This is a genomic window from Sporosarcina sp. FSL K6-3457, from assembly GCF_038007285.1.
Classification (GTDB): domain Bacteria; phylum Bacillota; class Bacilli; order Bacillales_A; family Planococcaceae; genus Sporosarcina.
In genome coordinates this window covers 1,193,564-1,211,059 of record NZ_JBBOWX010000001.1, presented here as the reverse complement: position 1 = coordinate 1,211,059, position 17,496 = coordinate 1,193,564, and the positions used below count along the sequence as shown (strand labels likewise).

Here is a 17,496-nt window from a genome sequence, read left to right as displayed (position 1 = left end):
TAAGATAATTATACACGATAAAGAGAAAAGAGGAGAATTCTATGATTTACCCATTTAAAGATAAAACACCAGTGATTGATCCATCCGTTTTCATCGCAGATTTTACAACGATTACAGGCGATGTCACGATTGGACCCGAATCGACAATTTGGTTCAATACGGTCATTCGCGGTGACGTATCGCCTACCATTATCGGACGTAAAGTGAACATTCAAGACCTATGCTGCCTTCACCAAAGCCCACAGTTTCCGCTTATTTTGGAGGATGAAGTGACAATTGGTCATCAGGTCACGCTACATAGCTGTACGGTTAAAAAGGGCGCATTGATTGGCATGGGTTCTATCGTTTTAGACGGGGCCGAAATTGGCGAAGGCGCATTTATCGGGGCAGGCAGTTTAGTTCCACCCGGCAAGAAGATTCCAGCGAATTCACTGGCGTTCGGTTCACCTGTCAAAGTTGTGCGCGATCTGAACGAGGATGATCGTAAGGATATGGAGCGTATTGTGCGTGAGTATGCTGAAAAAGGGCAGTATTATAAAGGGTTGCAGAAATGACAAAAGAGCTGTCCTTGATTGGATGGCTCTTACTTTTGAGATAGGGATGGGCTGCACAACTACTCAAACTTTCACGTTAGAGTGTGTGACTATGGCACTCGAAAATTGTGATCCAACTACCTCCTAATATGCAAAAAATGATATAATAGATATACCAATAAACGAGGGGTGTTATTTATGAAAGAAAATTCACGCCTAGAACGTAAAAAGCAAGTACAATTCGCAGTTGGAATGGCAGCCATCGACGGAGGAAAACCGAGTGCATTTACACAAAACCTCTTAAACCAATACGAAAATGGTCAAGTATCATCCAGCCAATTGAAACAGGCGATTATTGAAAAATATGCAAGGGATTTACAGTGATTTATGGACCCCTATATTTATCCTAATACAAACATCTTAATCAACAAATTAAATATTCGAGATGAATGAATCAATTTCAGAATTGCCATCAAGTGCTTTTTGATCGGTATGATAAGAGTACGTGCTTAACTAACTCATCTCCGTAATGATCAGTAGGTATAGCAATTCTATCCAGTTCAAATGCACCATCATGAATATTCCACTTCATCAAATTTGTTTGAAACACATGACCAATACGTTCTGCCTCTCCAATCACGTGGATGGTATCTTCAACTAAGACCACCTGTTGAGAAATAAATACAGGATCTACATCTTTGTCAGGTAATGGGTAAGAAGCTAAAACCATTGGCGTTAAGTCGTCACCAACAAACTTAACTAGTCCCAAATGACCGCCTTTATTGATGCCATGCGGTAAATCAAAGCTAGAGGTTCCCCCATAAAGCTGTGTTCCTACGGTGAAAAGATAACTATATACGCCTTCAACAATGGTTTCCATTCGTTCACCCTTATATCGGTAGGTGACAAGTGTTTCATAGCTATTTTCACGGAAGCCAATGTCAAACCAAGACCATACACCGCCTTCTTCATCAATAGAGGAGCCGTCTTGCGCCGTACCTTCCCGTAATTCTGTTGTTTTTTCAGCCCTCTTAATCTCACCCTCGTTGCTAATAAAGTACTCATACTTATAATCTGAGAGATAAAGTCCATCCTCCGTCCAATTAACATTGGCACGATCAAGATCATATGTCGTATAAGCATCCCAAATTCCTTTACCATCAAACAATAGTAAAACATTTCTTCCGTTTTCCAAATCGGATTCATGCCACAGATTTGAACGGGAAAGAAAATCTAATTCATCTCCTGCCAATTCCCGTAGATTTTCTTTGGTAATCATGGCAGAATCGGCTTGATAAAGTAGGTTAGACCAATCATGGTCATTCAGCGTTTCACGCATTTTTTTGATGAAAGCGAGGTTCCAAGTTTTATCGGATGTATTGCCGTCCTCTACTTTGGTGAGCACCAGGATTCGCTCAGGTGACTTGTTCATTGATGATGTCTTCTAGCCCGATTTCATCACAAAGCTGGGGTAATAATTGGGATGGGTCCACATTTAAGATAACGATTTCCTCCCCAAATGTATTGATAAAGGAAACTTCAACAAGGTGAAGGGAAAATCCTTATTTAAATGATTGGATTGTTAATCTTTACATGCGGAAGGTGAATTAGACCAACATATGCCATAACTTCTGTGCCATCCCGAAAGCCTGCCCACTTTTCAGGGGCAGCTGCCACAAAGAAATCAAGAAGATCTTCAACTTTAAACTTTCGTGCTATTTCTTTATAGTTATGCTTTTCTAGAAATTCCATCAATTCTTCTGGTGAAATTAGGGTGGCTAAAAGTTATGAGATTGTGTTAAACTGTTTCATAAAGGACACCTTTCTTGTATACCGATGTTAGTTTAGTCGCCTAACATCATATAAAAAAGGTGTCTGTTTCTATATTTTTTTGGAAATAACTAACCAATCAACAGACGTGTTTTTTACGGTAATACATTCGACGAATATTGGAGGTAATGCAAAGTGTCTGTAAGTTTAATTATAGTCTTAGGACTTTTGGGAATAATTGTTCAATACGCCATTGTAGAGATGGCTGTAAGAAGAGGGATAAATATTTCGGAAAGCATTTCGGAAACTAATGATTTATTAAAAAAAATATTAGAACGTTTGGAAAAGGATTCAGAGAAATGAAGCTTTTTTCTTTACCAAACGTTAGTAGGAAAAATAAGTGGGAAGTGTCAACGTGAAATATCTGATTGACCAACGGAAAGGTATTTAAGGAGAACAATTATACTTACCTTGATTATGCGATTGCAGGGGCGAAAAATTTGGTTACAATGATGAGAAAATTCGTGAATTGGTCAGGGCAATTTATGGGAAACTTGATTGGAAGTCTGTTCCTATGGCAGAGGATATTTATCGGGAATCGGATTATTAAGAGTAGCTGTGGCTGCCCTTTTTTCTTTGACCCGAGGAAAAAAGAGAGCGTGAAGTTGATTTATTTAAAGTAAGGATTGTATTGAAAATGGCTGATTTCTTGTGGGGACCTTTTAAAAAAAATCCATAAGGAATTGAATTTGGATGATGTTGAAGATGGGGATCTGGTTCATGTCGATGATGAAAATAATGATGAATCTGACAAATTATATAGTATTATTAGGCTACGAAGTTGTAGAAAAGAAAAAAGCCATCCGTTGAAGGGAGACCGCTGAAAAAGCCTTCTATTAAAAGTCCGACTGAAAGTTTCCTTTGAAAACGCTTCGGCGATTCGTGGATACCTCCCGCGATAAGCCAGGTAAAAACATACTAAGATTAGTAGTGCAGACCAAGGCGTTGGTTCACACTACTATTTTTATATAAAGTAGAGGTGAAGAACAGGCCTAACAGTCGTTGGGATCTTGAATCCGTGCAGAAAACCGGCCTACTTCACCAGCCTTATTTGAATCAGGTTTGAGTATGTTGGATCCTTTAAGATCGTGTATAAAAAATGGGAATCGATAAGGTTAAGCTGAGGCTTCAAAACATCAAAAGGAAAAGACGTTATTTCGTTCAAAATTGAACGAAATAACGTCTTTTCAATTTAGACTTACTTACAGGATTTCAAAACGTAAGTTTTACAGTCGCCTTGTTGAAGGTAATGGCTTTTTTCTTTTTTGAAATTTAATATTGTAATTGAGCGTGTGTAGTTATAGCATCAAATTCGGTTGAAGAAACGTTAGACCAACCAATCGCTGGTCCTCCATAGCTAAGGCTATATGAAATACTGTTAGAGACAGTATTTTTTGCGTGGGAATAATTACCGAATGCATTAATATAATTTGGAACAACAGATGAGCTTCTTTGAATATTATAATAAGCATATCCTTCTAGTTGAGTAAGGCGAAGAGTGCTGGTATTGTCTATCAAATTCATTTTTAATCCATAACCTGCGCCTTGCTTATTCCAATTGGAATTTGAAGAGTTATATGTGACATTACTGCCGTAAAAACCTCCTTGAACTGGATGAGTATATGCATATAATTGTTGTCCATGATTTGTCCCTTGTATAGGAGTAAATAGAGAATCAATAGTTGTACTTAAAACATCGTAGCTTCTTGTTACAGGAAGCTTATCCCAAACGAATTTACTGTGGATTCTATAGGTCGTTGAATTAAGTTTGAGTATATTAGTATTAAGTCTTCGGTAACTTGTTGAAGTAGTATCATCACCATTGTTAAAGATACTAATAGAATTTGTCTCAGCTTCTACTCTTTTAAAATATTCTTCTTCTGTTAATTCAGTTGTTTTGTAATTTGGATTTTGGTCAGTTGTTAAAACAGAAAAAGCTTTAGTAGGCGTTATTTCTTGAATTTCATAGTATTTTGTAACATCGGATTTAGATTCTACTGTAAGATCTTTATTTTCATCAAAGATTTCTTGGGACATTTGATCAATTGCTAATTCTGTAAAGCCCAGATACTCAAGGTTTTCATACTCAGTTTGTGTAATTTCAATGCCACTAGAATTAACAATCGAATTTTCCGTAGCCTTTGTTTCTCCTTGCACTAGTCCCAAAACAGAAAAGGCACAAAAGAAAGTAATTATTTTCAGAATTTTTTTCAATGTTATCGCTCCCACGTATAGTATTTACTAAAGACATCTGGACCTAAGTCCTTTTGGACTGTGTGCTGAAACGGGTGCCTTCAATCTCCAAAATAAAATCACTAGTTTTTATTCAAAGTATATAAGTTAAATTAAATTTTCTACATTCTGACACAAAGACGGTCAATGACTTCTTTTCGTCGTCGATTAACATCCTCAAGAAAACCATGAACGGCCTGGGCAATCTTTTTGGTAGAATCAAAGAATACATTGTTGATGACAGATTCCTTGAGCCATTTCCAGACACCTTCCATCAGGTTCAGCTGTGGGCTGTACGGCGGTAGAAAGACCAATTCGAGACGTTTTTGATTGTTTTCTAAAAATGGATGAAGAAGCTTTGCGTGGTGGATTCTTGCGTTATCAAGAACCATCGCAATTCGACCTGTCGGATATTCAGATAAAACTGTCTTTAAAAATCGCAAGAAGGCTTCGGCATCATAACGTTCTTCTTCAACGCAAAGGATTCTGCCCGACTCATAATCGAGCGTCCCAATTAGTTTTACACCTTGGTGCTGTCCATAAGTCGGGATGATGCGTTGTTTGCCACGTAAAAACCATGTCTTTCCGATTGCCTGGTAATCACGGATCATAGATTCATCCTCGAATAGGATAAAATCAATGTCGCCGTTCAGCAATTTTTTTTTAGTTCTGGAAAGGTCTCGGTTTTGAATGATTCCTGTTTTTTAGGATCTGCTTTCTTTAAAGTATAAGTCGGACGTGTGCAGCTAAGACCAAGCCGATGAAGAATATTCGCTGTCCCTTTGAGGCTATATGTGAAGCCCCATTTGCGTGCAATCAGCTGTGAAGTAAGTGAAAGTGTCCAGTTGGCACGAGCAGGAAAGCCTACTTCTTCCGGTGTTTTAAAAGCAACGATTTCACGGAGCTCCTCTTCTTGCGCTTGCGTTAGACGTTTGGGGCGACCACTCTGTTTCTTCGGCTGAAGGGCCTCTATACCGCCTTTTTTGTATGATTTCACATAGTTTCCGATAGTGTGTGGATCACGATTGGTCATTCGTGCTACTTCTTTTATCTGAAAGCCTTCAAGCACAAGTTTAACTGCCTGATAACGCTCATAAAGCCGGATACTTTCCGTTGTTCGCATCGCTTCGGATAATTCATGAATTTTAGAATCCACATTCATTCTGAACGCCTCCTTTTACTTTCCTATACCCTTTTTGGGCTAATAGAAAGCACGAAGGACATTATTTAATTCAATCGCAAGGATATGGAACGTATTGTGCGTGAGTATGCTGGAAAAGGGCAGTATTATAAAGGGTTGCAGAAATGACAAAAGAGCTATCCTTGATTGGATGGCTCTTACTTTTTGATAGTATTCCATTACTGAACTACTCCTGAGTATCGGGCACTTTTTGAAGAGATGAATAAATCAATTCTCCCGATTTAGAAAATCCATTAATAGTAACTGGCAGAAATACCGATTCATCTTCCACACCTTTAAAGTAAAAACGATTTCCTTCAGTCTCTATGAATGGGATTTCTTCAAATAAACCATCGCGTGTCTCTACTTCAAGCCTATCTATTTCCGAATCCATAACCATTCCAAAATAATAAGTGATTTTCTCTTCATCCGGTCTTGAAGCCCCCCACGTAATTGGATCATCTGCTGAAGGAGGGGAATGAGTTGAAGCGAAAGTATTTTTATTCTTGAATTTCCATGTACCAAGCCAATTTTGTTCTAATACCGTAATCATGAAGATTAGATAAAATATAATCAGAATAGTTTAATTTATGTACACCTAATGAAATAATTTTATCTCCACCTAAAAAAAGACACTCAAACACTTGAGTGACTGTGGCACCATATTAATTTATTTCGAGAAAATAGAGGACTCTAAATTACCAAGTTCTCCAATTTTCTCTGTAATAGGATTAACAGAATAGAACCTTTTTTCTCCATCTACATAGCCAATAATCAGATAAAGATCAGTTCCTTTTTCACTCCACAAGACAGTCAAATTCGTCTTTTCGGGAACAATTTGATATTTTTCGCTGACTAGTCTTTGTGCTTCCACATAGGTTAATTGCGGAAGCATATAATTCTGAATCACCACCAAACAGAAGATTAACCCTGTGATTGCCGCATTCACCCAAAATGGTTTATATGTCCGAAGCATAAACCAAGCTAAGATTGCAAAAATCATCACAATGTAACAGTAGAACCTTAACTGATTAATTGCTTCATATGGTGTAGCAGTGGTGAATAAATAGATTTCAGAGACTGCCGTAAAAATAATCAAATAGATATAAGGAATATTCTTTTTATATTTTTTAACGGTTTGATTCATATTCTCACCAACCTCATTATCTATTTAAAATTCATCCTGCCCTAGGTGCCGTTGATCTTAAACCTTCTATAGTGTAGGCTGCCACAGTCACTCAAAAATTCATGTTACTTGAAACAAACATGAATTTTTGAATGTATCGCACCTGGAAATTTTACTTTGGTTAATCGAAGTCTTTAAAATCTTTAATTTCCTTATCAGACCAATACATACTAGCATCCCTATATTGTCCATCCTCATCCAAAAAGGCAACAATACCAGCCTGCCCCTTACTACGATCCCCTGTTATATCCTTGCCTTTGATTTTAAATAGAACTGTTCCTTTTTTTATTTTATAGCCTTCTCCATTTTCAATCGGAACATTTTTTGTCTCTTTTTCAATCGACCCGATTTCCTTTTCAATTTCTTCTTCATCTACAGGTGCATTCGTTACAACATATAAGGTATCCTCTAGTTTAAACATTGGTGAATAGATTTTTGGTTCCCCACAGCCTGTTATAATAAAAATTAGAAGAAATGACATGCATATGGCCAATCTTTTCATTGAAATCCCTCCTCGTATTTTAGAATTTCAAACGATAGAAAACTCCCCTTTCGAGAAGTTTTCTATCGTTACTATTTATAAAGTTATAAAGGTTTCGAACATTTATTGTTACAAGTGCCATTTAGAATTTTTTCAACTTTATATACAGTTTTATATACTTCCCCCTGCACTCTTGGTCTAGTCCTTATATTTCCATATGCATCAATCAGTGTCCCAGTTGGTCCTGAAGCATCAGAAACTAAAACGCTTACATTGCCCATTACAAGGTCAAACTAGGCTCGGTCACTCCGGGAGTCGCCGCCTTACGCTCCAATCAACGAGATTACAATATTATATTGACGAACACTCAATTGAATTAACAAATAATTATTCGTCTTTTTACCAGAAATAAGTAATTATGAAATTAACTTATTTAACTTTAAATTTTACTAAGTATGGAGTTACCAAAGAACTGATAATTAATATGGCGATGCCTACACCCAAAGTTGATAAAAAACTATCGAAAGGTGATAAAAAATTCACAAAAATCGACATCGGCAATATAGTCACAGAAACGAATGTAAGTCTTCCAGAAATCGCTATACGATGCTCCGTACCACATTTATCACATTTGATTGGTTTATACATCCATCTCCAAAATGAACGATAGATCTCGCTCCAACTAAATGGCTTAATACATTTCATGCATTTTTGCAAAAGTAAACACCGCCTTTTATTTTGGGAATACTTCGAGTTATGATGAATTGGATCGCTTACCTACGATGATTTTGTCGACATTTGACGGTCTCTTTCACTTTTTATTTAAATAGTCTATTTATTATACGGAATATAATCAGAATAGTTTAATTTATGTACACCATATGAAATAATTTTATCTCCACTTAAAAAAAGCCACTCAAACAAACACTTGAATGAATGACTGCGGCACCTTTTTATTTTATTTCGAGAAAATAGAGGTCGTATATTCCCCATCCAACAAGAATTAATGTTAATAAAGAAAATATTGAAAGAAATATATCCTTTCCCATATAATTCGGTCCTCAGAACAATATTTCTCTGGGCAATAAATAGAATTGTCTGGCCGACTTTACTAATTCCCACTTTTTCCACAGTAGCATAACTTGCTGATGTAAATGGAGCTAAAGTAATAACAGCGCTAAAACTCGTTAGAACAACAGTCAATCATTCAATCGTGGATGAAATGACAATTGGTCACCAAGTATCGCTACATAGCTATGCAGTAAAAAAGGCGTGTTGATTGTCATGGGTTCTATTGTTTTAGACGGAGCTGAAATCGGAGCAGGCAGTTTAGTTCCACGAGACAAGAAAATTCCAGCTAACTTACTGGCTTTTGATGACTAAAGCGATTAGTACAATGAATACTGCGACATCTAATTTGTTAGCTACAATAAAAGTCATTCACTGTCAAAAAGTAGATACAAAGTTATTAGTAAGCCTATCAGTATAATGACAGATGTGCCAATAGGATACCCTTTTGAATAATTCCTAAACAACAATGCTAAACTTAAAAATACTAATAGAAAACAAACTCCAAGAATGAATATCCTTCTTCTTTTACTCATTTTTGTTTATTGGCACCTGCCCCTTTGTGTATTCTAGGTCCTACAAGATTATCTCTAGATTTGTAACAGTATTAAAATAATAAAACAATAAATATACTGTTCCGATAGCTGGGTTACTTTAACAAAATCTTTTAGCATTACTTTGAATGTGATGTAACTTACGCCCTCAACAGCCTTTGCAATCGCATCAAAATCTTCAAGTCTTACAACTTGTAATAAACACTTCCTCATTTAAGATAAAAAAAACACTACTCATTCATACATGTGAAGTGCACCTCAATAGTATGTATATTCCAGTGAACCTTCTTTTCCAAATTCATAAACCATTTGACACAGTGGCGTGTTTGGTTTAAATTTTGTGACCTATCTACATGTTAAGTCTTGTATTTCTACTTTTGATGAGCGCTCACCTATAAGATTAACATAGAAGCACGGATTAGGAACCGCAATTTTTCCGCAATAATCCGCAAAAAACATTGCGGAACTCCGCAATTTTCGTTGCGCGTTTCCGCAATGTTGTTTCTCCAATACACTAATGAATGGTAGTTAATCTATGCTATTATTATTCCATTCCCTTGCCTTTACAACGGCTGCTGTTCTTGAATTTACTTCTAATTTTTTAAACACACTTGATAAATGATATTCTATCGTTCTAGTACTCTGGAACGTCGCATCAGCTATTTCTATATTTGTTTTCCCAAGCGCTACTTGTTCAAGAACGCTCCATTATTTTCCAGTTAAAAGATTTGTCTTCATTTGCATCGTCTGGAAAAGATTATTCCCTTTTCGTAGTTGTTGAAGAAGATGAATTGGAATGACCGCATCATTCTGTAACAAACCTCGGATTGTCTTTATCATTTGTTCTTCTGAATCTGTTTTACTGAGAAAACCTACTACACCCGTTTCAATTAAAGAATTGAAATATTCTTCAAGTTCATAGCCCGTATAAATAATTATTTTTGCTAGAGGATCTAATTCAATCACTCTTTTAGCCAAATCATGACCATTCATTTTTGGCATTTTCAAGTCAAATATGTATATATCAAAACTCGCTTCTTTTATAAGATTTAAGGTACCTTTGCAACTGGTTGTGATCTTACTTATTTCGGAGGATGAAGGAAGAAAAGCATCAAGGGAAATACCTATACTCCATTTTTAAGTTATTCGGTCTTTGTCATCCGTAATTTTTTGAGGCGATGATATCAAATGAATACGATATCGAATCAATAATATAATTACTCCAAGCAATGGATACATAACTAAAAGACCTGCCCCGTAAAAATACCGGATTCAGGTCTCAAAATATGCATAGCACCAGTTTCGCCCTCTATTTTCAACCAAAAAAAATCAAAAAAAGACTAATTAATACGAGTAAGGCACCCCAACCAATAACATATCCAAAAACATAGTTCTTTCGCTTGAAACTAGAAATACTGACCGCAATAAAGCCAGTAGCCAATAGCAAGTGTGTCGCAATAGAGATATCAAAACTTGATTGGGAACGCATAAAAAAATACAGATAAAAAATCATCAGTAAAGTAAATCCAAATAGAGTGATTTTTTTTAGTAAACTAATGTCTCTCATAAATCACCAAGGTTTGTCGGCAAACCACCATGGTCCAATGCCTCTTAACTGTATATTTATATTATTATTCCAGACAGAACCAATAACTCTAGCATTATCATTTCTATAGGCTATCTGATTCGTACCATAACCTGTTGGAACTAATCCTCGCGTCTTATACTGGTCGTAGAGAAAATCACCAGTAAATGATTTAGTATATATTAATCCAGCCAATCCAATTACTGAAGCCCATTCACTAATTTTAGCCACAATTTCCTTCTTTGTAATTTTCGCCCCCACCCATCCAGAAATAACTATAACACCTCCAATTACAGTTGCCAAGTCTGCAAAATCGCTGACAGGCTTAGTAAAGCTTATTCTATTGGTCCCAACATAAATTGGTGTGTAATCAGCTGCTGCCATCATAATAAAATCATTTTCCAATTCATGATTGACTAGAGCTTGATCAATATAGGATGTTATTTCAAGAGGGAAGGCTACTCCATCTATAAGTGCAAAGTCATCGCCTTTATTGTATTCAAACGTATGAATTACATTACCATTCGTTATAGTTGTTACTATCACCTTCTCGTCATGAGTTTCGATATTGTAATCTATTGTGTAATCTTTATTAAGTAGCAGTGTAAATGATTGTTCCAAATCGGTTATTTTCAAGTTTTCTATATTCTCGAATTCAGGATTAATTGTATTTGCATATGTAGTTGGAGTATTAGTTAAATTTATAGAACTAACTAAAAGTAATGTTGCTATTGAACTCTTCATAATTAGTTTATTTTTCTTCATTTTTATTTTTCCCTTTTCTGTTTTTTAAAAAATTAGCAAAAGAGCAGACCTTCTTAAAAAAACAAATAAAATTTAAGCACTCATTACACTTGATGGCCATCAAATCAACATCTGCAGGATAACCTTTAATCCTGAAGATAGTTGCAACAACTGCTTACAAACAACCTTAACACAAGCCTTCTAGCTCCACACCGCAAATTTACCGCAATAATCGGCAAAAAGAATTGCGGAACCCCGCAATTTTCGTTGCGCGGTTCCGCAATGTTTTTCGAAAATACAACAATGAATGATACTTAATCTATGCTAATACCGTTCAATTCTCTTGCCTTTACAACGGCTGCTGTTCTTGAATTTACTTCTAATTTTTTAAACACACTTGATAAATGATATTCTATCGTTCTAGTACTCTGAAATGTCGCATCAGCTATTTCTATATTTGTTTTCCCAAGCGCTACTTGTTCAAGAATGTTCCATTCTTTTTCAGTTAAAGGATTTGTCTTCATTTGCATCGTCTGAAAAAGATTATTCCCTTTTCGTAGTTGTTGAAGAAGATGAATTGGAATGACCGCATCATTCTGTAACAAACCTCGGATTGTCTTTATCATTTGTTCTTCTGAATCTGTTTTACTGAGAAAACCTACTACACCCGTTTCAATTAAAGAATTGAAATATTCTTCAAGCTCATAGCCCGTATAAATAATTATTTTTGCTAAAGGATCTAATTCAATCACTCTTTTAGCCAAATCATGACCATTCATTTTTGGCATTTTCAAGTCAAATATGTATATATCAAAACTCGCTTCCTTTACAAGGTTTAAGGCATCTTTCCCACTGTTGGCAGTTTCCACTTGAAAATCTTTTTCTTTTGCCAACATCAACTTCGTTCCTTCCGCCACAGCTATATGATCATCTACGATTAGAATTCTTTTCATCTCACATCTCCTCGTACAAATAATTTTATTTGCTTCCATTATTTGAAATGTATTATATAATGAAAATTATACCATATTTAATGGTTACAATTTCCCATGAAGTATAATTTCCACTAAGTGAAGGAGGTTTTTATTTTATCTGATTACAACAGCAACATAAAAGAACGGATGGTTCAAGCGGTTCATAACCATTTTCATCAAAGCAACTTGAATGATATAGCCATCCAATCCATTCGGCATAAAGAACAAGAAGGATTTTTATTCGGGGAACTCACTCTGCTACATCACAAAATGTTTGGCGGTACCTCTTCAGAAATCTATCAGGCAGCTGCAACTGTAGAACTACTCATATTGTCCTTCGATCTTTTCGATGACTTACAAGATGATGATAGCTTTGGTACCCCGTGGAGTACATGGGATTCCGCTTTAACATTGAATCTAGCGTTGGGGTTATTGCAGTTAAGTACAAAAATGATGCATGAGATTCAATTTCCAAATGACGGATGGAAATGTTTTGAACGTTTAAATCTCGTCGCTATTAACGGACAGCACGCTGATATTTTAAACAACATCGAGACTGAAGAACAATATTTGCAAACCACGGCTCAAAAAGCGGGCTCTCTTGTTGCAATGGCTAGCTTGGTTGGTACGAGTCTAGCAACAGAACAGTATCATGATATTGTCGAAAACTACTGTACACAATTAGGCATTGCAGAGCAAATAAAAAATGATGTAAATGATATTTTATCCGTCGAAAAAAGTGATTGGCTTTTACGCAAAAAATCACTTCCTATTCTTTACTTATTCGATAATAATATAGAATCAGATATTCTAAATTATTATAAAGGAACAGTGTCATTAGACGAGCTTCAAACGAAAAAAGAATTGGTAAAGGAAATACTTTTCGACTCAGGTTCCATGATGTATGCGCAAGTCATTTTACGTAAACATCAGTTATCTGCAATTGAACAACTACGCGCTCTTCCAGTTAATAATATGTACAAGGAAACACTTATAAATTTATTCAAAACCAATTAAAAAGGAGATTACCCACTATGTCTAAAATCATTCAATACCTTACTCAAAACCCTGCATTAATTTCATTGTTTTTAAAGGAAGAAATTTGTTTTGTTGGATTAAAAAATGATATGGAGAGAAAAGCATTAGTTGATGTTCTTAACGCAGAAGAAGGATATGTCAATAAATACTGGAAATAAATCACTATGAAAATGATGGACAAGTATTTATATTCCAATATAATTCCGGCAATTTTCACTTTACTTTTAGCGACTTACTTCATTTATATTTCAGCTGCTTTTCCTTATTTTCATGTTGAAGTCACGTTAAACAATCAAGGAGAACTTATCGTAAGAAATATTGATGATAATGGAGCTGCATTTAAAGCAGGAATTAGGAAAAATGACATCATCTTGAAAATTAATGGCGAAAATCCTGAAAACCATTTCACCTTTAAAAAATATACGAAGATTGAACAGGTAAAAACAGTTGAATTTAAACGTGGTCTAGAGGTGCATACAAAAACGCTGACACACCACTATTCATTTCAAGAACAGTTAAAATACTTATTTTTCCCTGGATTTGTATTTATCTGCTGTCTTATTTTAAGTATTAGTATATCTAGACCAAAAGATAAAAACAGTATCACTGTCTTATTATCCTATTTTCTATTAGTATTTGGATTGGGTTATATAAGTGGGGGCGCCTCCTCACGGGGAGATTTGTTAGCTAGGGTCGTTACATCCTTTTCTCTCTCTTTATCTCCCGTGATTTTACTGCATCTTATTACCGGTTTATTCACAACTCTGCATATTAAACAATACTTCAAATGGCGCATTCATTGGTTTTATGCTATTTCTTTATGTTTAATAGGAATCTCTACGATACATGAGCTTTCAAATATCTATTTCACCTTTATCGACAATGCCTTACTTTTATTCTTTTTTGTAACCATTGTTGTGATTATTATTACGCTAACCATGACTTATTATAAAAATAGACGGTCAGCATCAAGCCCAGCTATTAAAATATTACTAGCTGGAACTTTTTTTGCCTTTTTCCCATTTCTTTTTTTGCATAGTTTACCTTACCTATTATTCAATTTTTCATTTATTAATCCTGAAATCTCATTGATGTTTTCACTCATTCTGCCACTTACAATCCTTTATTTAATTCGTAAAGAGCATATTATCGACATTGATTTCTTATTTCATTGGTTTAAAAGAGACTTTTTGTTCTCATTATTAGCTGGATTTCTTTTCTTTATCATTACAACTGCCACTTCTTTAGAACAGAAGATAATAAATTCATTCTATGTTTCAGGCATTTGTTTACTCATTTTCACGCTAAAAAACCCTATGTATTTCAAAAGTACTTCGAGATTCAGTCAGCCAAATCCAAACTTTCAACAACTACTGCATCGCCACTTTAAAAGGACCAGAAGTGATGCATCTCGACTGCAGCTAATAGAAACCATTACAGATGAAATCCACAAAGTCATTCCTGAAATTAAGACGATACACCATTTTAAGTTAAATAATACATCCAAAAAGGTTCATATGGATGATCCAGATTCCTATACGCTTGTTGAGCCCTTCACGGAGTTATTAGTAAGTAAAAGCTCTTCGATAGGTTCCATTGTGTTTCTTAAGCGTGGGTTTTGTTTGTTGATTCATGAAGAGCAAGATGCTTCGTTCTATCTATTTTGTAGTGACAAAAACAATCGAACCGTCTTAAATCCAGTTGAACAAACTTGGCTGGAAACACTTGCAAACTATAGTCATGTGCTATTGATGAACCAGTATACGATTGACAATGTCATTCAAGAGCTACATCATTTAAAAGAGAATGATGCTTATTCTTCAAAGTGGTTATCCAATTTTTTATTTTCTTATACGGAAAAAGAAAGAGTTCGATTAGCTGGTGATTTACATGACGTAGTTTTACAAGAGTTAGTCGTTATTAACAGAGGATTAGAAAGTATTCTAAAAGAAGCTTTATCTGATAAAATGCACACAGAAGTCTATGCAGTACGTGAAAAAGTGCTCGATTGTATTCATACGACACGGGAAACATGCAATCAATTAGCTCCTCCCTTTTTAATGGAGTTCGGGCTCATTCAAGCACTTGAGCAACTGATTAAAAGAATACATTTGCAAGCGAATTTCCATGTTCATTTCACTTGTGAAGCGTTCAATGATCGTTTATTACAGGAGGAATCTGTTATTGCATTGTACCGCATTATCCAGGAGTTACTGACGAATGCGATGAAGCATTCACAAGCTACCGCAGTCACGCTGTCATTGACGTATGAAGATAGTAACATACACTTATTTTATGCCGATAATGGAATCGGTTTGGATGTTAGTCAGATAGAGCAACGTTCTTTGCAGTTCAGTGGGCTTATTGGGATTAGGGAGAGGGTTAAAGGTTTAGATGGTACCGTTGAGTTTGCGGTCAATGATGGGCTGCAACTTACGATTTATTTACCTGTGTAGTCGGCACTACTTATTTAGAATTAACTAGGTGGTATCCTCCTCGCCAGTATAATGAACAAATCTAGCGAAGGAGCGACAAGTTTGAGCCGGAGTAATAAGACCAAGGAGGGATGCAGTTCAATCCTTCCTTAAGCGACAAAGCGGTGTAGAAGGACATTCTATTTTTTTAAGTGCCAAATATATATGTAGGTGTGTTGTTCTTTTATATCTATTCAAAAAAGCACAGTAAGCGGGTCCCTCCCCACTCACTGTGCTTTTCTCATGTAATTACTGCCCCGCTTGTTCCTTCAAAGCAGCAGCTCTATCTGTCTGCTCCCACGGTAATTCGATGTCTGTACGACCAAAGTGACCATAAGCAGCTGTTTGCTTATAAATCGGGCGACGTAGATCAAGCATTTTGATGATGCCTGCTGGACGAAGATCGAATAGTCCACGTACAAGCTCTACCAATTTACTTTCTGCTACTGTGCCTGTTCCGAATGTATCAATCGAAATCGATACTGGTTGCGCTACGCCGATTGCGTAAGCAAGTTGGACTTCACAACGATCTGCAAGGCCTGCCGCGACGATGTTTTTCGCTACATAGCGAGCCGCATACGAAGCTGAACGGTCCACTTTTGTTGCGTCTTTACCAGAGAATGCACCGCCGCCGTGACGTGCATAACCACCATATGTGTCCACGATGATTTTACGGCCTGTTAAACCTGCATCTCCTTGTGGTCCACCTACAACAAAGCTGCCAGTCGGGTTAATGAAGTACTTTGTATTGTCGTCAATCAGTTCAGCAGGGACAACCGGCTCAATAACAACTGCTTTAATATCGCGCTTGATTTGCTCAAGTGTCACTTCTGGATGATGCTGTGTTGAAATAACGATTGTATCGATACGAACTGGATTATTGTTTTCATCATATTCTACTGTCACTTGCGTTTTGCCATCTGGACGTAAATACGTTAGTTCCTCGTCTTTACGTACTTGTGCAAGACGACGTGACAATTTATGTGCCAAGCTGATTGGTAATGGCATCAATTCTGGTGTTTCATTACAAGCATAACCGAACATTAGGCCTTGGTCGCCTGCACCAATTGCTTCTAGTTCATCGTCTGTCATTGAACCTTCACGTGCTTCAAGCGCCTGGTCAACAGCCGCAGCAATTTCAGATGATTGTTCGTCAATTGCCGTTAGTACTGCTGATGTTTCCCAGTCAAAACCATATTTCGCACGTGTATAGCCAATTTCTTTCACTGTTTCACGCACTACTTTTGGAATATCTACATAAGTCGTTGTCGTAATTTCTCCTGCCACTAGAACAAGTCCCGTTGTAATCGTTGTTTCACACGCCACGCGCGCATTTGGATCTTCTGCAATAATTGCATCTAAGATCGCATCCGAAATTTGGTCACACATTTTGTCTGGATGTCCTTCTGTTACTGATTCTGATGTAAATAGTCGACGGTTTGTCATGTTAGTTCCTCCTATATCCTACGAGATTGATACGGTACTCATATGTCCCATGTAGAGTTCCATTTCAAAAGATACGGAACTACAAGCCACTGCGAGCTCTATACACGAGGATAAAGGGCCATTTCATATAAGAAGCCCTTCACTCACGTATTAACTACATAAGTGAAGGGC

The 17,496-nt window shown here is 36.4% G+C and carries 17 protein-coding genes and 3 pseudogenes; 7 read left to right on the top strand and 13 right to left on the bottom strand.

The genetic code is table 11. From position 1 onward, the window contains the following. The first annotated feature begins 41 nt into the window (after window positions 1-41). Both N1I80_RS05930 and N1I80_RS05925 read left to right on the top strand, forming a co-directional pair. Window positions 42-554, top strand: a complete 513-nt coding sequence (locus N1I80_RS05930) for a gamma carbonic anhydrase (protein ID WP_340736977.1) — start codon at window positions 42-44, stop codon at window positions 552-554. A 177-nt stretch (window positions 555-731) separates the two neighbouring features. Next, on the top strand, window positions 732-917 hold the full coding sequence (locus tag N1I80_RS05925; RefSeq protein WP_340736976.1) for an antitoxin VbhA family protein: 186 nt from the start codon (window positions 732-734) through the stop codon (window positions 915-917). An 835-nt stretch (window positions 918-1,752) separates the two neighbouring features. Here N1I80_RS05925 and N1I80_RS23340 read toward each other — a convergent pair. Then, a pseudogene (locus tag N1I80_RS23340) lies at window positions 1,753-1,965 on the bottom strand (IS1634 family transposase); the annotation flags it as partial. Window positions 1,966-2,099: 134 nt separating this feature from the next. Then, window positions 2,100-2,285 (bottom strand): hypothetical protein, encoded by a 186-nt coding sequence (locus N1I80_RS05915; RefSeq protein WP_340736974.1) that lies wholly within the window; start codon window positions 2,283-2,285, stop codon window positions 2,100-2,102. Window positions 2,286-2,498: 213 nt separating this feature from the next. Here N1I80_RS05915 and N1I80_RS05910 point away from each other — a divergent pair, with 213 nt between their 5' ends. After that, window positions 2,499-2,666: a hypothetical protein gene (locus N1I80_RS05910; RefSeq protein ID WP_340736973.1), complete on the top strand. Its 168-nt coding sequence runs from the start codon at window positions 2,499-2,501 to the stop codon at window positions 2,664-2,666. A gap of 969 nt (window positions 2,667-3,635) precedes the next feature. On the opposite strand, the gene N1I80_RS05905 is transcribed toward N1I80_RS05910, so the two are convergent. From N1I80_RS05905 to N1I80_RS23335, 6 genes are all read right to left on the bottom strand, one after another. Continuing rightward, window positions 3,636-4,577 (bottom strand): hypothetical protein, encoded by a 942-nt coding sequence (locus N1I80_RS05905; protein ID WP_340736972.1) that lies wholly within the window; start codon window positions 4,575-4,577, stop codon window positions 3,636-3,638. 140 nt (window positions 4,578-4,717) lie between these two features. Further along, a protein-coding gene (locus N1I80_RS05900; protein ID WP_340736971.1) for an IS630 family transposase occupies window positions 4,718-5,757 on the bottom strand; the annotation gives its coding sequence in 2 pieces (ribosomal slippage) (window positions 4,718-5,257 and window positions 5,260-5,757; 1,038 coding nt in all). A gap of 205 nt (window positions 5,758-5,962) precedes the next feature. After that, a complete protein-coding gene (locus N1I80_RS05895) occupies window positions 5,963-6,328 on the bottom strand; it encodes a hypothetical protein (protein WP_340736970.1) in 366 nt (121 codons plus the stop codon). A gap of 117 nt (window positions 6,329-6,445) precedes the next feature. Beyond that, window positions 6,446-6,922, bottom strand: coding sequence for a hypothetical protein (locus N1I80_RS05890; protein ID WP_340736969.1), 477 nt, complete (start codon window positions 6,920-6,922; stop codon window positions 6,446-6,448). Between the two features lie 160 nt (window positions 6,923-7,082). Next, window positions 7,083-7,463, bottom strand: a complete 381-nt coding sequence (locus tag N1I80_RS05885; RefSeq protein WP_340736968.1) for a hypothetical protein — start codon at window positions 7,461-7,463, stop codon at window positions 7,083-7,085. Between the two features lie 408 nt (window positions 7,464-7,871). Beyond that, a complete protein-coding gene (locus tag N1I80_RS23335; RefSeq protein WP_445683695.1) occupies window positions 7,872-8,147 on the bottom strand; it encodes a TIGR04104 family putative zinc finger protein in 276 nt (91 codons plus the stop codon). A 505-nt stretch (window positions 8,148-8,652) separates the two neighbouring features. On the opposite strand from N1I80_RS23335, the pseudogene N1I80_RS05880 reads away from it, so the two are divergent. Next, window positions 8,653-8,816: pseudogene (locus tag N1I80_RS05880) on the top strand (gamma carbonic anhydrase family protein); the annotation flags it as partial. 776 nt (window positions 8,817-9,592) lie between these two features. On the opposite strand, the pseudogene N1I80_RS23330 reads toward N1I80_RS05880, so the two are convergent. The 4 genes and pseudogenes from N1I80_RS23330 to N1I80_RS05865 form a co-directional block, all read right to left on the bottom strand. Beyond that, window positions 9,593-9,760, bottom strand: a pseudogene (locus tag N1I80_RS23330) (response regulator transcription factor); the annotation flags it as partial. A 12-nt stretch (window positions 9,761-9,772) separates the two neighbouring features. Next, a complete protein-coding gene (locus N1I80_RS05875) occupies window positions 9,773-10,141 on the bottom strand; it encodes a response regulator (RefSeq protein WP_340739977.1) in 369 nt (122 codons plus the stop codon). A 493-nt stretch (window positions 10,142-10,634) separates the two neighbouring features. After that, window positions 10,635-11,414: a hypothetical protein gene (locus N1I80_RS05870; RefSeq protein ID WP_340736967.1), complete on the bottom strand. Its 780-nt coding sequence runs from the start codon at window positions 11,412-11,414 to the stop codon at window positions 10,635-10,637. Window positions 11,415-11,707: 293 nt separating this feature from the next. Next, complete coding sequence (locus tag N1I80_RS05865; RefSeq protein WP_340736966.1) at window positions 11,708-12,346, bottom strand: response regulator transcription factor; 639 nt, start codon at window positions 12,344-12,346, stop codon at window positions 11,708-11,710. A 117-nt stretch (window positions 12,347-12,463) separates the two neighbouring features. Between N1I80_RS05865 and N1I80_RS05860 the strand changes: the two genes are divergently transcribed. Genes N1I80_RS05860 through N1I80_RS05850 form a run of 3 tightly spaced genes read left to right on the top strand, consistent with a single transcriptional unit; the run spans window position 12,464 to window position 15,861 of the window. Further along, window positions 12,464-13,384, top strand: coding sequence for a class 1 isoprenoid biosynthesis enzyme (locus N1I80_RS05860; protein ID WP_340736965.1), 921 nt, complete (start codon window positions 12,464-12,466; stop codon window positions 13,382-13,384). A gap of 17 nt (window positions 13,385-13,401) precedes the next feature. Continuing rightward, complete coding sequence (gene comX, locus N1I80_RS05855; protein WP_340736964.1) at window positions 13,402-13,563, top strand: competence pheromone ComX; 162 nt, start codon at window positions 13,402-13,404, stop codon at window positions 13,561-13,563. A 6-nt stretch (window positions 13,564-13,569) separates the two neighbouring features. Beyond that, on the top strand, window positions 13,570-15,861 hold the full coding sequence (locus N1I80_RS05850; RefSeq protein ID WP_340736963.1) for an ATP-binding protein: 2,292 nt from the start codon (window positions 13,570-13,572) through the stop codon (window positions 15,859-15,861). Window positions 15,862-16,128: 267 nt separating this feature from the next. Here N1I80_RS05850 and metK read toward each other — a convergent pair whose 3' ends face one another. Continuing rightward, entirely contained in the window at window positions 16,129-17,325 is a 1,197-nt protein-coding gene (gene metK, locus N1I80_RS05845; RefSeq protein WP_340736962.1) for a methionine adenosyltransferase, read from the bottom strand. Window positions 17,326-17,496 lie beyond the last annotated feature (171 nt).

Coding starts and splice junctions, on each gene's coding strand:
- N1I80_RS05930 (WP_340736977.1), top strand. CDS start 42: ATGATTTACCCATTTAAAGATAAAACACCAGTGATTGATCCATCCGTT.
- N1I80_RS05925 (WP_340736976.1), top strand. CDS start 732: ATGAAAGAAAATTCACGCCTAGAACGTAAAAAGCAAGTACAATTCGCA.
- N1I80_RS05915 (WP_340736974.1), bottom strand. CDS start 2,285: ATGGAATTTCTAGAAAAGCATAACTATAAAGAAATAGCACGAAAGTTT.
- N1I80_RS05895 (WP_340736970.1), bottom strand. CDS start 6,328: ATGATTACGGTATTAGAACAAAATTGGCTTGGTACATGGAAATTCAAG.
- N1I80_RS05890 (WP_340736969.1), bottom strand. CDS start 6,922: ATGAATCAAACCGTTAAAAAATATAAAAAGAATATTCCTTATATCTAT.
- N1I80_RS05885 (WP_340736968.1), bottom strand. CDS start 7,463: ATGAAAAGATTGGCCATATGCATGTCATTTCTTCTAATTTTTATTATA.
- N1I80_RS23335 (WP_445683695.1), bottom strand. CDS start 8,147: ATGAAATGTATTAAGCCATTTAGTTGGAGCGAGATCTATCGTTCATTT.
- N1I80_RS05870 (WP_340736967.1), bottom strand. CDS start 11,414: ATGAAGAAAAATAAACTAATTATGAAGAGTTCAATAGCAACATTACTT.
- N1I80_RS05865 (WP_340736966.1), bottom strand. CDS start 12,346: ATGAAAAGAATTCTAATCGTAGATGATCATATAGCTGTGGCGGAAGGA.
- comX (WP_340736964.1), top strand. CDS start 13,402: ATGTCTAAAATCATTCAATACCTTACTCAAAACCCTGCATTAATTTCA.
- N1I80_RS05850 (WP_340736963.1), top strand. CDS start 13,570: ATGAAAATGATGGACAAGTATTTATATTCCAATATAATTCCGGCAATT.
- metK (WP_340736962.1), bottom strand. CDS start 17,325: ATGACAAACCGTCGACTATTTACATCAGAATCAGTAACAGAAGGACAT.